Annotated in this window: 13 protein-coding genes; 7 read left to right on the forward strand and 6 right to left on the reverse strand. The window is 40.0% G+C overall.

Features of this window, described 5'->3' with window-relative positions:
• Positions 1 to 5: 5 nt before the first annotated feature.
• Positions 6 to 437: a DUF2000 domain-containing protein gene (locus AB4153_RS00410; RefSeq protein ID WP_371995958.1), complete on the forward strand. Its 432-nt coding sequence runs from the start codon at positions 6 to 8 to the stop codon at positions 435 to 437.
• Between the two features lie 258 nt (positions 438 to 695).
• On the opposite strand, the gene AB4153_RS00415 is transcribed toward AB4153_RS00410, so the two are convergent.
• Positions 696 to 1,340: a hypothetical protein gene (locus tag AB4153_RS00415; protein WP_371995959.1), complete on the reverse strand. Its 645-nt coding sequence runs from the start codon at positions 1,338 to 1,340 to the stop codon at positions 696 to 698.
• 42 nt (positions 1,341 to 1,382) lie between these two features.
• Positions 1,383 to 2,285 carry a lipid kinase YegS gene (gene yegS, locus AB4153_RS00420; protein WP_371995960.1) on the reverse strand — a complete coding sequence of 301 codons (903 nt, stop codon included), beginning with the start codon at positions 2,283 to 2,285 and terminating at the stop codon, positions 1,383 to 1,385.
• A gap of 371 nt (positions 2,286 to 2,656) precedes the next feature.
• Here yegS and AB4153_RS00425 point away from each other — a divergent pair, with 371 nt between their 5' ends.
• On the forward strand, positions 2,657 to 4,432 hold the full coding sequence (locus AB4153_RS00425) for a DUF885 domain-containing protein (RefSeq protein ID WP_371995962.1): 1,776 nt from the start codon (positions 2,657 to 2,659) through the stop codon (positions 4,430 to 4,432).
• Between the two features lie 90 nt (positions 4,433 to 4,522).
• Here the strand turns inward: AB4153_RS00425 and arsB are convergent, their stop codons facing one another.
• Positions 4,523 to 5,596, reverse strand: coding sequence for an ACR3 family arsenite efflux transporter (gene arsB / locus AB4153_RS00430; protein WP_371995964.1), 1,074 nt, complete (start codon positions 5,594 to 5,596; stop codon positions 4,523 to 4,525).
• A gap of 158 nt (positions 5,597 to 5,754) precedes the next feature.
• Positions 5,755 to 6,096, reverse strand: coding sequence for a helix-turn-helix transcriptional regulator (locus AB4153_RS00435; protein ID WP_102527507.1), 342 nt, complete (start codon positions 6,094 to 6,096; stop codon positions 5,755 to 5,757).
• A 362-nt stretch (positions 6,097 to 6,458) separates the two neighbouring features.
• Between AB4153_RS00435 and AB4153_RS00440 the strand changes: the two genes are divergently transcribed.
• The 4 genes from AB4153_RS00440 to AB4153_RS00455 all read left to right on the forward strand — a co-directional run bounded on the left by AB4153_RS00440 (position 6,459) and on the right by AB4153_RS00455 (position 9,485).
• Positions 6,459 to 7,130 (forward strand): response regulator transcription factor, encoded by a 672-nt coding sequence (locus AB4153_RS00440; protein ID WP_102527506.1) that lies wholly within the window; start codon positions 6,459 to 6,461, stop codon positions 7,128 to 7,130.
• A gap of 621 nt (positions 7,131 to 7,751) precedes the next feature.
• Entirely contained in the window at positions 7,752 to 8,882 is a 1,131-nt protein-coding gene (locus tag AB4153_RS00445) for a M14-type cytosolic carboxypeptidase (protein WP_102527505.1), read from the forward strand.
• Between the two features lie 7 nt (positions 8,883 to 8,889).
• Positions 8,890 to 9,207 carry a zinc ribbon domain-containing protein gene (locus AB4153_RS00450; protein WP_102527504.1) on the forward strand — a complete coding sequence of 106 codons (318 nt, stop codon included), beginning with the start codon at positions 8,890 to 8,892 and terminating at the stop codon, positions 9,205 to 9,207.
• Positions 9,204 to 9,485 carry a YeaC family protein gene (locus AB4153_RS00455; RefSeq protein WP_102527503.1) on the forward strand — a complete coding sequence of 94 codons (282 nt, stop codon included), beginning with the start codon at positions 9,204 to 9,206 and terminating at the stop codon, positions 9,483 to 9,485. Before AB4153_RS00450 ends, AB4153_RS00455 begins: the two co-directional genes overlap by 4 nt.
• 93 nt (positions 9,486 to 9,578) lie before the next feature.
• Here the strand turns inward: AB4153_RS00455 and ansA are convergent, their stop codons facing one another.
• Positions 9,579 to 10,601: an asparaginase gene (gene ansA / locus AB4153_RS00460; RefSeq protein ID WP_102527502.1), complete on the reverse strand. Its 1,023-nt coding sequence runs from the start codon at positions 10,599 to 10,601 to the stop codon at positions 9,579 to 9,581.
• A gap of 162 nt (positions 10,602 to 10,763) precedes the next feature.
• The gene (gene sppA / locus AB4153_RS00465) at positions 10,764 to 12,605 is read right to left on the reverse strand and encodes a signal peptide peptidase SppA (RefSeq protein ID WP_371995967.1); all 1,842 of its coding nucleotides are present in this window, start codon (positions 12,603 to 12,605) and stop codon (positions 10,764 to 10,766) included.
• A gap of 162 nt (positions 12,606 to 12,767) precedes the next feature.
• On the opposite strand from sppA, the gene AB4153_RS00470 reads away from it, so the two are divergent.
• Positions 12,768 to 14,783: an NADPH-dependent 2,4-dienoyl-CoA reductase gene (locus tag AB4153_RS00470; protein ID WP_102527500.1), complete on the forward strand. Its 2,016-nt coding sequence runs from the start codon at positions 12,768 to 12,770 to the stop codon at positions 14,781 to 14,783.
• The last annotated feature ends 143 nt before the right edge of the window (positions 14,784 to 14,926 follow it).

A 14,926-nucleotide genomic window follows, 5' to 3' on the forward strand; every position in this document is an offset into this window, starting at 1 on the left:
ATGTTATGTCAAATTTACCAGATGAAAGTCAGAAACGATTCATAGCGGTTCTGAGTAAAAAGATGGAACTAGGCAGGTCGCTGAATGTATTAGGGCACTTGAGTGTTGGCCTTGCAAGTCAGCTAGATGATAGTGAAACTCAGTATATTGATTACCATGACATGGATGGGAATTTGCACCCGAACTTATCTCATTATCCTTTTATTGTGTTAAAAGCGGATAACTCCAATAAACTTCGTAAAGTGCGCGAGGAAGCCATAAGTCGAGATATTAAATTTACAGACTTTACCAGTTCGATGATTGAAGGTGGTTCTTTAGCACAACAGCAAAGGACCAATGAAACTAAAGAAGCAGACTTAGAATATCTAGGCGTGTGCTTATTTGGTGATACTGAATTTTTACGGGAATTCACCAAAAAATTTAGTTTGTATAGGTAAACGTCAAAATACCTAACCTGCACCTTTAAGAGCGACTAAGCGGGCATTTTTTATATACTCTGTACCGCTTTATTCTTGCTTTCTATACATTTAATAACGAAATCCTGCTGATTATCACTCTTTCAAGGCTGCAAAATCAATTGGGTATCTTTTTTGATATTAAACAGTTTAAAAGTGCGGCCTTAGCATTTGACGAAGAGCGCACTTCTTAACTTAAAATAAGTTCACTTCACTTCACTTCACTTCACTCAATGATGATTAACTCTTAGGCCTACTCAGCAATACTTTCCCTAGCCAAGAAAACCATATGATTTGGCTTAAACCAAAAATCTCTGTCAGTACATCTGCAGGGTAGATGGTGAAAATACCTACAATGCCTACAAAAAGGCCAAAATAATTGAGGGTTTTCGGTAATTCATTACCTTTTAAAGCGGCAAAACTCAGCAATAATACCCACAGACCGCCAACAACCTCGTTCCCCCCGCCTAAGCCTTCGACGACAGCATAGATAGCTCGCCAGACTGTCATTGCTTGCTCAGGGTCTTTTGTTGCCAAGCCCAATGCCGTAGCTAACCCTATATTGGCAATCATTCCACTGGCTATGACCAAACCCACCCAAATGATCCCAAAGACCGAAGCAATTTGTGACAGCAATGGAGTGTTTATTGATAATCGGTGATGCATAGCCATTACCAATATCGCTAGCAAGACACCGAATAATACATACATGATGAGATTTACAATAGACAGGGCAACTTGGTTTTCAGCAAGAAAAGCAAACTGTTGAGCGGGGTTAGCATCTATGGGATAAGCCCAGAATGCGCCAAAAAAAATGAAAGCTGATACGTAAATGCTTGCCTCCATAAGCGCTGCAATTCCACCAGCTTTTTGCAATTGATTCATGATATAAACTCCTTGTTAACTGAATGTTGCGACAGGGACCGGCTAAATCAGCGGACTGTTCTTAGGCAGTACAAATTTAATTGCATTAGGTTTGACTTCAAAACGGACTTGTTCGCAGTGATAAGGTTCACCATCGAGATTCAGAGGTAAGGCCAATGGGAAATCAATTTCTAACCATTTAGATTGAAAGTGAAAGCAAAATTCACCATTGGTATTCGAAGTCTTTATTTCTTCAATTACTTGGGGCAAATCTATTGGGGTAAAACCTTTAAGCAAAGTAACATCCATCAAACCATCATTTATTTTTGCCGTCGGTGCTAGCACCTGCCCCCCACCTGCTTGGCGACCATTACACATGGCACCTACGACTATATTGCCTTCAAATCGACCTTTTTCAGTGGTAATGGAACCTTCATAAGGTTTAAACCCGATCGCTTTAGCTAAACCTGTAAGGGTATATGCGCCGCCCCCAAGGAAATCTTTTAGCTCAACAGGAGTTTCAGCGGTGACTTGGGCGCCAAAGCCCGCAGCGGCAATATTGATAAAGTGACGATCATTAGCACTGATCTGATCGATAGGAAAACTGTCGCCTGTTATTGAAAAGTTAAGTGCTTCAGTGATAGTGGTGGGGATTTGACATGCGGTTGCAAAATCATTGGCCGTGCCAAGTGGTAAAGCAGCAATTTCCGGTAATGAATAATCACTCTGTAAGTGCATTAACGCGGTAACAGCTTCATTTAGTGAGCCATCACCGCCACCAATGATAATTCTATCAGCACCTGCAATGATTGATTCTTTTATTAGGCGCTGCATATCCGCGCCTTCCCATGTGACTTTAACGGCAAGGTCATAACCTTTATCTCTTAATGCATAAACCGCTGTACGGATCTCTGGGATACCCGCTTTTTTACCATTCAAAATCAAACTGTAACGTAGCGTTGTCATTTCAAATCCTTTTTGCGGTGCGCCTGATGACATAGTGTGCCATGGGTAATTAATCTATTAGCTCAAAGTGACTGAATAAGTTGTCACAAAAGGTGTCAAAAGACTAAATTGAGCTGAAATGAATTGAAGTTCATGATTTACTTATGCCACAAAAAGATTAACAACTAAATGTTCAACCGCTTAAAAACGTGAAATAAATAACAATAAAAATAGATCAAGGTTTCGTATTAAGGTTCCGTACTAAAGTTTCGTATTAAGGTTTGTGATTAAAGCTTCTAATCCAAGTTTCTAATTCAAGTATCTAAGTACAGCTAGCACCTTTTTATAAATTCATGATTAAGATGATCTCAAGGGATAAAGGAATACAGACAATGAAAAAAGCCACCATTTCAGTCGCTATCGCACTAGGGCTTGCTGCACTAATGGGTTGTAATAGTGCATCGACAACAAGTGATACCACAACGGCAGCTGAACAAGTTCAAGCGCCGAGTTTTAGCCAGTTCTCTGATGGATTTATTGATGACTTATGGCAGTGGTCTCCCACATGGGCGCTATACAGTGGTAAACATGTAAACGATGGCTACTTAGACATTCCAAACGAAGCATCACGAGCTAAGACATTAGTGTTTGTTGAAACCCAGCAAGCTAAATTACTGGCATTTGATAAAACCGCACTAACGACCAATGAATTGATCGATTACGAATTAATTTCAAATTTACTTGGCAGTATTAAGTGGCAACAAGAGCGCTTTAAATCTTGGCAGTGGAATCCATCACAATACAATGTGGCAGGTGGTTTTGCGCAAATCATTAATGAAGACTTTGCGCCCCTAGATGTAAGACTTAAATCTGTGGTTGAGCGTTTAGAGAATGTGCCTGCCTATTATGCTGCAGCACAAGCTAATATTGTTGACCCAACGATTGAGCATACACAACTGGCTATTATGCAAAACAAAGGCGCATTTTCTGTATTATCGGACAAGCTTAAACAGCAAGTCAGTGAGTCCGGTTTATCTGATGCTGATAAAGCGTTATTTAACCAACGTTTTACCAAAGCAACTGACGCGATTAATCAGCATATTGAATGGTTGACCCAGCTAGAAGCTAAGCTTGAAAAAGAGGGCTCACGTAGCTTTAGAATTGGTGAAGAGCTATATGAAGAAAAGTTCGCTTTTGATATTCAAGCGGGTATGTCAGGTAAAGCATTATTTGAAAAGGCGACGGCTGATAAGTCCCGCGTTCAAGCGGAAATGGCTAAAATTACCCATGATTTATGGTCTAAATACATTGATACGCCAAAACCACAAGATGACAATGCTGCGATTAAGCAACTGATTGATGTTTTGTCAGTTAAGCATGTTAAGCGTGAAGATTTTGTTGATGAAGTGCGCGCGCAAATTCCTGAATTAGTTAAATTCGTCAATGAAAAACAACTGATGACGTTAGATCCATCTAAGCCATTAGTCGTGCGTGAAACTCCTGAATACATGCGTGGTTTTGCAGGAGCATCTATCAGCGCACCTGGCCCTTATGAGAAGTCTGCTAATACTTATTACAATGTGACACCGTTAGATGGCATGAGTGATGAGTCTGCTGAAAGTTATTTACGTGAATATAATCACTGGATTTTACAAGTTCTGAATATCCATGAAGCTATTCCAGGACATTACACCCAATTAGTCTATTCAAACGAATCACCTAGCTTGGTTAAAAGCTTATTTGGTAATGGTGCAATGATTGAAGGATGGGCTGTATACACTGAGCGCATGATGCTTGAAGAAGGCTACGGTGATTTTGAACCTGAACTTTGGCTGATGTACTACAAATGGAATTTGCGCGTTATTGCCAATACTATTTTAGATTACAGTATCCAAGTGAATGGCATGACTGAAGAACAAGCACTCGATCTTATGATGAATGAGGCATTTCAGCAGCGTGCAGAGGCAGAAGGTAAATGGCGCCGTGCTACATTAAGCCAAGTTCAGTTAACCAGTTATTACTCTGGTTATCGTGAAATCTATGATTTACGTGAAGAGTTAAAAGCTGCCCAGGGTGATGACTTTGATTTGAAAGCTTTCCATGAGCAGTTCTTAAGTTATGGTAGTGCGCCAGTTAAGTACATTAAGCAGCTAATGATGACGAAATAATTTACTGTCTGACTGTATTAATAGAGCAAATAAAAAGCCGGCTATGATCATTGATTATGAATAGCCGGCTTTTTGTTTTGATAAGTTTGATTAACTGGCTTGTTGCAGCTTTTGCTCAGATTTAGCTTTCATGCGTAAGGCAATGTTCACTAAAGCAATAAGCACTGGGACTTCGATTAATGGCCCAATGACGCCGGCAAACGCCTGGTCTGAATGGATACCAAAGACTGCAATTGACACAGCGATCGCAAGTTCAAAGTTGTTTCCTGTGGCTGTGAATGCGATAGACGCATTTTTATCGTAAGGGATCCCCATCTTCTCGCCAATAAAGAAGCTGATAAAGAACATCAGTACAAAGTAAATTGCCAATGGCAGAGCAATACGCAATACATCCATGGGTAATTCAAGGATCATGTCGCCTTTTAAACTGAACATCAGCACGATGGTTGCGAGTAGGGCAACTAACGTTATAGGGGAGATTTTTGGAATAAATACTGTGTTGTACCAATCTTCTCCTTTTCTGGCGACTAAGATTTTACGAGTTAAAAACCCTGCTAAAAATGGAATGCCTAAATAAATCATCACGCTTTGGGCAATATCGGCCATTGAGATATCGACCACAAAGCCCTCGTATCCGAATATCGGTGGCAGTACGGTGATAAATAACCAAGCCATGACACTATAAGTTAAAATTTGGAACACACTGTTAATTGCCACTAATGCAGCGCCCAATTCCTTATTACCGCCACCTATATCATTCCACACTAAAACCATGGCAATACAGCGGGCAATACCAATTAAAATAATACCCACCATGTAACCTGGGTGATCGCTTAAAAACGTTAAGGCGAGGGCAAACATTAAAATTGGCCCGACAACCCAGTTCATAATGAGCGATAGCGTTATGGCTTGCTTATCTTTAGTCACTTTTCCTAATAACTTGTAGTCCACTTTTGCTAACGGTGGATACATCATCAGTATTAAACCAATGGCCAGTGGAATATTGGTTGAGCCAATACTCAGTGATTCGGTAATTTGTTCAACTTGTGGAAACAACGCACCAATAGACACACCTATGGCCATGGCAACAAAAATCCAAAGTGTTAAGTAGCGGTCAAGAAAACTCATTTTCTTAGCCCCGAGTGTTTGTATGTCAGTGTTCATCATAAATTCCAGTTATAAAAATCGGTTTCAAGCTTGGCATAACAGCTCATCGCTTGTGTGGTTTACCATTTTAGTTCGTAAGCTTTAAGTGCTTAATCGTAAATCGTCGAATAGCGATTAATCTGGGCGCAAAATAAACTATAAAACTGCCATTCATATTAGCTATAAATGTCTTTGAAACTTGTTTGAAATGTAACCAGCTCACTACGAACAATGCGATAGCATATTTTAGGCGGTTTGGGCTCAGCACTAATAAAGCCAGCCGCTTTTAAAATTCTGATGTGCTCTGAAACCGTTGATTGGGCAAGTCCTACTTCTGAAACTAAATCACTGCTTAAACATCCACCCAGCTCATCAAGAGTAAATAATATCTTGAGAATTCGGATACGGGCAGGGTGCGATAAAGCTTTTGCTTTAGCTGCAAAAGCGATTTCATTAGCAATATCTTGCTCTGTGGTTTTAAAAGCAAGTTGGTTGATTTGATCACAAGTCTTATTCACTGCAACATCCAATTTTGGGCTAGTTCATAAAGAGTGTTTACGCATCGATCATTAACCTATTTTTCTAGGACTGTTCACGTTACACATCATTCAAAATTTACATTATAGCTATTGAAGCTATAAAAGATTAAATAATAGTTAATCGACGATTAACGATGTAAGTATATTCCTCAGTTTACTACGCTTCAACTAATGATGACGAATATGTGATCGAACCCTACACACCTTGTTTATTAATTTAGCTAAGACAATGAACTATCTATAAATGTTATTAAGATCTCATCTTTACACAATTACTGTAGCAATAACTTAACTAGAGTGGTAATCTTAATGGTAATTGTTATCATTTAGATTAAAGCGTTATGAAAAAAATATTACTGATTGACCAGCAACTTACTCATAGTTTGGCACTTTGTCAGGACATGGAGTCTTTAGGCTATAGCATAGAAATAGTTGATAATGCTTTTAATGCACTGGTTGAGATAGAACGTAACGACTTTGAAGTAATTTTATTAGACTATTTTGTGCCTAAAATGGATTCATTTTGGTTATTAATGGCTAAACATTGCCAAACCCCTGTCATTGTTTTAGCGAATAACAATGATGACGTTGAGCGTATGCAGGCATATGAGCTTGGCGCAGATGACTATATTGCAGCACCATACAATGTAAAAGAGTTATTGCTGCGAGTTAATGTACTTCGCCGTAGAAGTGACAAAGTAATCCATCAGTCTGATTTTGATGATGTGTTGTTTGATGATGTCAGTAATACCGTCACCTTGAACACACAGCATCTGAAACTAACTCAAACAGAATATCGTTTGTTTAAATATTTGTTCCAGCGCAAAGGTGAAGTTGTTACTAAAGCAGAGCTACAAATGAGGGTGTTACATAAAGAGCTGGGTGAGTTTGACCGAAACCTTGATATGCACATCAGCAATACTCGACGTAAAATGGCCAAAAAATGTTTACCTCGTGAGCTTATCAACACTGTTCGTGGCAAAGGCTATTGCTTTAGTTCAAGCCTAATTTAAGTTTTTGGCACTTATCCCCATGATATTTCAAGCTGCAAAAACAACCTTTAGAGATCAACAGTCCCTAGGCATAAAATTGAAGTAAAGTTATTCTACATCGATATTTTATAACAACGGAGATTGGTGCTATTTGACTTGCCCTATGGGCGCAAACTCGAAAACCATTGCTACGTTGAAACCTTTAAAAAGTGAATCAAAATTACCTCCGCTTACGCCTTGCATTGTTATCTGAGCTTGTGTCTGACAAAGCATCTTGAGGTAACATGGGTATATATATTCACTAATGTTGTTGTAATTGATTAAAAATTCTAGAATTAACAAACATTGAATTAATGCCAAGTATGGCAGACATACTTGGCATTTTTATATCTGACTTTTTATTTTTTCACTTCCAATAATTCACTTTCAGTAACTGATTTTCTACTGATTTTTATCACATACCTTTATAGAGTACACCTGAATATTGAGCTGGAACAAAGACGGTTTGGCAATGGAATACCCTGTTAAGGGGATTAATTGTGCAGATGTTTATCAGTTGTTCTAGATTTGATTTTATTGAGTAACTGCATTTGATAAGATGCACTGATAAAAATCGATAATAACCTTACATAAGGAAGTCCTATGCGTATTAGCGCGAATTTTGATGGTGGCAACATTGAGACTATCAATTTAGACAAGCACGATGACATTCAACTGGCGATTAGACCTGATGAAGGCGGCGAGTTTTATCAGTGGTTTAACTTCCGTATGGAAGGTGAAATTGGTCAAACATATTCATTGAACATTATGAATGCTGGTACTGCATCTTACCCTAAAGGTTGGGAAGATTATCAAGCAGTGGCGAGTTACGACCGTCAACACTGGTTCCGTTTACCAACGGCCTACCAAGATGGCAAGCTAACCATTCAAGTTGATTTAGATTGTGAAGCCATTCAGATTGCTTACTTTGCACCATACAGCTACGAGCGTCACTTAGACTTGATAAGCTCTGTGCAATTACACCCATCAGTTAGCTTAGAAAACCTTGGCTTAACCCTTGATGGTCGCGATATGAGCTTACTTAAAATTGGCGATAACGATCCTGCTAAGAAAAACATCTGGATTACTGCAAGACAGCATCCTGGTGAAACCATGGCTGAATGGTTAATTGAAGGTCTATTAAACCAATTACTTGACAGTGATTGCCCAACAGCAAAACTTTTATTGGACAAAGCTAACTTCTACATTGTGCCAAACATGAATCCTGATGGAAGCGTGAGAGGGCATCTACGTACTAATGCTGTGGGAACTAACCTAAACCGTGAATGGCAGTCGCCAAGTTTAGAAAGAAGCCCTGAAGTGTTTTATGTAACGAATAAAATGAAAGAAACGGGCGTTGACTTATTTTACGATGTGCACGGTGATGAAGGTCTACCTTATGTGTTTGTTGCTGGCTGTGAAGGCGCACCAAACTACACTGAACATATGGCTAAGTTACAAGAGCAGTTCCTTGCAGCATTAGGCATGGCAAGTGCTGATTTTCAAACTAAATACGGTTATGACAAAGATGAGCCTGGAAAAGCAAACTTAACTGTTGGCTCTAACTGGGTAGGTAACACATTTAAATGTCTAGCGAATACGTTAGAAATGCCATTTAAAGACAACGATAATCTGCCTGATCCTGTAGTGGGTTGGTCTCCAGCTCGTTGTGAGTATCTTGGTGAAGCATCGCTAGTGGCAATGCTTGCCGTTGTTGATAATTTAACAGAGTAGTCAAGTTATGGCGTTAATTGAATGTCCTTCATGTCAAAAACGTATTTCTAGTAAAGCGAAACAATGTCAGTTTTGTCATTCGAGTACCGATGGCGATAATGAATCAGTTCGTGTTATTAGTCACATCCAAAAATCTAATCAGTTAATGACCCATAGTTTTGTGTTTTTAACTTTATTTATTGCAGGTGTGGTGATTTGGTTTTGGGGTGGTGAAACCGCAACCGGAATGCAGTCGTATATAGCTGTAGGTTGTTTTGTATTTGGTTTTGTGGGCTACACCATAACCCGTGCAAGAATTGTATTACACAAACGGAAAAGCGTATGAACGATATCAATAAAGTCATCGATGACATGCCTGAAGAAGTTTATCATCGACTCCGCTCAGCGGCTGAAACGGGTAAGTGGGAAGACGGCACCGTTTTATCTGATGAGCAGAAAGAATCAACGTTACAAGTTGTCATGTTATATCAAGCACGTAAATTATCTCAGACTGATCACTTTACGATTGGTGCTGGTGGCAAGATTAACGAGCTATCTAAATCTCAACTTAAAAAAGAATTCCGCGGCGAGTCCATAGCTGAATTCAAAGAATCTGACATTTAGTGTGAAGTAATTACATTGCAAACAAAAAAAGCCACATTCTTTAATGTGGCTTTTTAATGCAAATAAAACAGTAGTTTAATTTAAATGTAAATTCTACTCAGTTAACTCACCTAGTAAGTTTTTCTTCATGGCTGATTTTATTTCACTTGATGTCAAATCTTTTGATAGTAAATAATGTAATTTTGCCAGTGCTGCCTCAATGGTCATATCTGATCCACTTATTACACCCGCTTGCTCAAGGGCATTGCCCGTAGCATAACCGCCCATGTTCACTTTTCCTTGGAAACACTGGGTTAAGTTGACGATAACAATGCCACGTTCATCTGCTTGCTTTAGCGTATCTAACAATGCTTTGTCTTGCGGTGCATTGCCAACACCAAAGGTTAATAATATTAATGCTTTAACGGGTTGCATTAAAATATTGGCAAAAATCTCAGTGGAAATACCTGGATAAAGCGTAATAACGCCAACTGGTTGCGGGCTAATGTTTATCACTTCAAGAGGCATCAGTGGCGCTTCGTTTGTTGGCTCGGTAATTTGGCCAGCACGGAGGTTTATTTTTATGCCAGCCTCAAGTAGCAACGGAAAGTTAGGTGATGCAAATGCATCAAAGCCGTCAGCATGGGCTTTGGTTGAACGATTACCTCTGAAGAGTTTGTTATTAAAGAATAAACAAACTTCAGCGACAGGATAGTTTGCTGCTATATATAACGAGTTTAGTAGGTTTGTTTGACCGTCTGAGCGAAGCTGTGCCAACGGGATCTGCGATCCTGTCACAATAACCGGTTTTGATAAGCCCTGTAGCATGAAAGATAAAGCAGAGGCGGTATACGCCATAGTGTCAGTACCATGCAAAATAACAAAACCATCATACTTGTCGTAATTCGCTTTGATGTCATTGGCAATCAATTGCCAATCAGTTGGCGCCATGTTTGATGAATCAATTAGCGGCGAGTATTCATTAATGACAAAGCTTGGCATTTCTTCATGATAAAACTCTGGCATAGATTTAACACAATCGGTTAAAAAACCAGCCACAGGTGCAAAGCCATTGTCTGTTTTGCGCATACCTATGGTACCGCCTGTGTAGGCGACGTATATAGAACGTTTTGTCATTGAAGTTGATTCTCAGCACTGGAAATTATCAGATCTGCAAATTATACGTCTTAGATTGATTAAAACCCAATAAAAATGCCCGAAAAAGCGGGCATTTTTGAATAATATTCAATTTAATTGTTTTCTGTTAGCAATTAAATTGAGCTTATTAGCGATATAGAGTTAATAATTACAGTTTTCACAGTACAGGTACATGCCATTAGGGTCTTCAAACATTGAGAACTCTTCAACAACTGAAATCCACTGACTAAATAACTGTTCAAGTATCGGTGACTGAGTCGACGCTTGAGGCAAGTAAGCTGATGCTGAAGCCAGCATTTTCTGAACAAAGATTTCTTCAGTTGTGAGCTCTTGCTGAATGACCTTAGTATCAAATTTCTCAATTTCGGCTAAGGTTGCGGCTTTGGCTACTGCACTGTCAATATCACCAAGCTCATCAACTAAACCAAGTTCGACAGCGCGAGTCCCTGACCAAACACGGCCCTGTGCAATACGATCAACTTGCTCGAGAGTCATGTCACGCTCTTTGGCAACAAGAGAGATAAATTCATGGTAACCATGTTCAACGTGACGTTGAATAACGGCTGAGACATTAGGGTCCAGTGCACGAGTCGCTGAAATACCTGCCCATTCAGACGTCGATACGCCATCTGAATTTATGCCCCAGTTTGATAACACATTTTCAAATGTGGCAAACATACCAAAGATACCAATGGAACCGGTTAGGGTAGTAGGAGTCGCGTAGATATAATCTGCACTGGCTGAAATCCAATAGCCGCCTGATGCTGCAAGACTGCCCATACTGACGACAACAGGTTTACCTGCTTCTTTAAGCGCAATCACTTCTTGCCTGATCTTTTCAGAAGCAAATGCACTACCACCTGGGCTGTCGACGCGAAGTACTACTGCTTTTACTTTGTCATCAAAGCGCGCTTTTTTAAGTAGCGCGGAGGTACTTTCACCGCCAATTTGTCCAGCTTGTTGCTTACCATTTAAGATGTTGCCTTTAGCAACAATGATACCCACCGAGTCTTTTTCTATAAGACTTGGTATTGGTTGCACTGCTGCATGGTAGTCAGAGAAACTGATTTGTTTGAATGAATCACCTTCAGTATCTTGGCCTACTTTTTCTACCATGGCTAATCTAAAGGCTTCATCTGAAACAAGTTCGTCTACCCATTTCATCTTCAATGCTAACTGTGCAGAATCACCAGAAACTTTATCAAGCTCAGTTAAAAAACGTTGCGGATTTAATACAATATCGTTTTGGTCTATATTGCGGTTAGCAGCAACAGTAGATTCGTAGTTTTGCCAAATATCAGTAAGTAATGCGCTAGAGGCCTCTTTAGCTGGTGCTGACATATCATCACGAATGAAAGGTTCAACCGCAGACTTAAAAGTACCAACACGGAAAACATGGGTGCTGACATTTAATTTTTCGAGTGCGGACTTATAAAACAAGCGGTAACTGCTAAGTCCCTCAAGGGAAACTGCACCTTTATTGTTTAAGTAAATACTGTCGGCATAGCTGGCAATAAAGTACTGGTTTTGCTCATAGGAATTACCAAAAGCAACAACAGATTTACCTGCGGCTTTAAATTCATTTAATGCATCGCCAATCGCAGTCATTTTACTGATCCCGCCAGCGCGTAAATTACCCACTTGTAATACGATGCTCTGGATTCGAGGGTCTTGTGTTGCGCTGTTAATCACATAAATAATGTCAGAAAGCAGAACTTCACCTTCAGGATCATTACTTTTGCTTTGTTTAAACACCGCTTCAATCGGGTCTACATGGCGCTTTTGATCAACGATACTGCCAGCAAGGTTTAATACTAAGGCTGATTGATCTTCGACCACAATTTCGTCATCCGCACTCAACGCCACAATAATGATGGCTATGAACCCGAAAAAGATAAGGTTGAGGATGATTTTGCGAATACCGTTAATGGTTTTCCAAATCAGAGTAAAGATTCTTTTAATAAGTGATGGTTTGGCGGACATAGCCACTCCTATAACATTCTAATACTGTAATGCTAACTGATTATGTACAGCTTTGGGAAATTGAATTGTAACGGTTTTTAACAAGAGCCTTTGGAAAGCATTGAGCTTAAGTAACTCTCGTTGTATGCTAGTTTAAATCACTTGTTTAAAAAGGATGTTTGAATGTCGTTCCCACATTTATTAGAACCCTTAGATCTAGGCTTCACTCAGTTAAAAAACCGAGTGCTGATGGGCTCAATGCACACAGGTCTTGAAGAAGAAAAGGGCGGATTTGAGAAACTGGCTGCATTTTATAAAGAACGAGCAGCAGGTGGCTGCGGATTAATTGTCACTGGTGGTATTGCTCCAAATTTTCGTGGACGTTTAGCGCCACACGCTTGCCAGTTGAGTTTTCCTTGGCAGGTGAGTAAGCACCGTATCGTCACTGATGCAGTGCATGAAGCGGATGGCAAAATATGTATGCAAATTCTACATGCGGGTCGTTATGGCTATCATCCGTTTAGCCAAGCGCCAAGCAAAATAAAATCACCTATTACGCCGTTTACCCCATCAAAAATGTCAGGCAGACAAGTAAAAGGCACAATTGCTGATTACGCTAATAGCGCTAAGCTTGCTAGAAAAGCCGGTTATGATGGCGTTGAAGTGATGGGATCTGAAGGTTATCTGATTAACCAGTTCATTAGTTCTCGTACTAACAAACGTACAGATGAATGGGGTGGAAGTTTTGATAATCGTGCCCGTTTACCACTGGAAATCGTTAAAGCTATACGTGAAAAAGTAGGCAAAGACTTCATCATTATTTTTAGACTTTCAATGCTAGATTTAGTTGATAACGGCTCGACTTGGGAAGAAGTGGTTAAATTAGCTAAATGGTTAGAAAGCGCCGGTGTTTCAATTATTAACACGGGTATCGGTTGGCATGAAGCTCGTGTACCGACAATTTCTACCAGTGTCCCCCGTGGTGCGTTTTCATGGGTAACAGAAAAACTTAAGTCTGAAGTCTCCGTGCCGCTCATTGCAACTAACCGAATTAACACCCCAGAGATTGGTGAATCAATCATCGCATCTGGTCAGGCGGATATGGTATCAATGGCGCGTCCGTTCTTAGCTGATGCTGAATTTGTCAATAAAGCAGCTGCGGGCACCAGTGAACTTATTAATACCTGTATTGGTTGTAACCAAGCCTGTTTAGACCATACTTTCGCGTTAAAACGAGCGACATGTTTAGTTAATCCGCGTGCGTGTTATGAAACGGAAATCAACTTTACTCCTACGACAAACAAAAAACGTTTAGCTGTGATGGGCGCAGGCCCTGCGGGTATGGCGTTCTCGGTTTATGCGGCATCGCGTGGTCATGAAGTCGTACTATTTGAGGCTAAATCTGAAGTCGGTGGTCAGTTTAATTTAGCCCGAAAAATTCCGGGTAAAGAAGAGTTTGATGAAACTATTCGTTATTTCACAAACCAAATGAAATTACATAATGTCGAACTACGCCTTAATACTCGTTTAGATTCAGAAGTGTTTATTAATGAACAATTTGATGAAGTCATCATTGCATCTGGAGTCGTTCCACGTGCATTAGACTTACCAGGCTTTGATAACCCAAAAGTGGTTGATTATCAGCAAGTGTTAAAAGGCGAAGCCTATATTGGTGAAAGAGTTGCCCTGATTGGTGCTGGCGGTATTGGTTTTGATATTGCGCATTTCTTATGTGAGCAAGAATCAACAACATTGCAGCCTGATAAATGGTTAAAGCAATGGGGTATCGATAAAGAGTACCAGCATGCCGGTGGATTAACTGATGCAGTGCAACATAAGCCGCAGCGAGAAGTGTATTTACTGCAGCGCAAAACGACCAAAATGGGTAAAGGCCTTGGAAAGACAACTGGCTGGATCCATCGAAGTGTATTGAAACAACATCAAGTAAATATGAAAACTGGCGTCAGTTATGAAAAATTTGATGAGCAAGGCTTGCATATAAAAGTCGGTGAGCAGTCTGAAATTTTGGCTGTTGATAATGTCGTGTTATGTGCTGGACAAGAGTCTAATCGCTCATTGGTTGATGATATGAAAGCCACAGGGTTACCTGTTCATTTGATTGGTGGTGTTGATGTAGCGGCTGAACTTGATGCTAAACGTGCAATCCGTCAAGGCGCCGAGCTAGCGATGGCAATTTAATTTTTATTGTCAGTATTCAGTTCAACTGAAACTCAGTTTAGCTTTAAAAACCTAGCATTTTGCTAGGTTTTTTGCTTTGTTAGTCATTAAATGTTGATAACGACATTCTGCCATTACACTTATCGTATAGGTAACACGGGGGG

This window comes from Shewanella sp. 10N.286.52.E4 (assembly GCF_041468785.1).
Lineage (GTDB): Bacteria > Pseudomonadota > Gammaproteobacteria > Enterobacterales > Shewanellaceae > Shewanella > Shewanella electrodiphila.

What these genes read in the sequence shown, in the direction of transcription:
- AB4153_RS00410 (WP_371995958.1), top strand. Translation starts at nt 6, where the DNA reads ATGTCAAATTTACCAGATGAAAGTCAGAAACGATTCATAGCGGTTCTG.
- AB4153_RS00415 (WP_371995959.1), bottom strand. Translation starts at nt 1,340, where the DNA reads ATGAATCAATTGCAAAAAGCTGGTGGAATTGCAGCGCTTATGGAGGCA.
- yegS (WP_371995960.1), bottom strand. Translation starts at nt 2,285, where the DNA reads ATGACAACGCTACGTTACAGTTTGATTTTGAATGGTAAAAAAGCGGGT.
- AB4153_RS00425 (WP_371995962.1), top strand. Translation starts at nt 2,657, where the DNA reads ATGAAAAAAGCCACCATTTCAGTCGCTATCGCACTAGGGCTTGCTGCA.
- arsB (WP_371995964.1), bottom strand. Translation starts at nt 5,596, where the DNA reads ATGAACACTGACATACAAACACTCGGGGCTAAGAAAATGAGTTTTCTT.
- AB4153_RS00440 (WP_102527506.1), top strand. Translation starts at nt 6,459, where the DNA reads ATGAAAAAAATATTACTGATTGACCAGCAACTTACTCATAGTTTGGCA.
- AB4153_RS00445 (WP_102527505.1), top strand. Translation starts at nt 7,752, where the DNA reads ATGCGTATTAGCGCGAATTTTGATGGTGGCAACATTGAGACTATCAAT.
- AB4153_RS00450 (WP_102527504.1), top strand. Translation starts at nt 8,890, where the DNA reads ATGGCGTTAATTGAATGTCCTTCATGTCAAAAACGTATTTCTAGTAAA.
- AB4153_RS00455 (WP_102527503.1), top strand. Translation starts at nt 9,204, where the DNA reads ATGAACGATATCAATAAAGTCATCGATGACATGCCTGAAGAAGTTTAT.
- ansA (WP_102527502.1), bottom strand. Translation starts at nt 10,601, where the DNA reads ATGACAAAACGTTCTATATACGTCGCCTACACAGGCGGTACCATAGGT.
- sppA (WP_371995967.1), bottom strand. Translation starts at nt 12,605, where the DNA reads ATGTCCGCCAAACCATCACTTATTAAAAGAATCTTTACTCTGATTTGG.
- AB4153_RS00470 (WP_102527500.1), top strand. Translation starts at nt 12,768, where the DNA reads ATGTCGTTCCCACATTTATTAGAACCCTTAGATCTAGGCTTCACTCAG.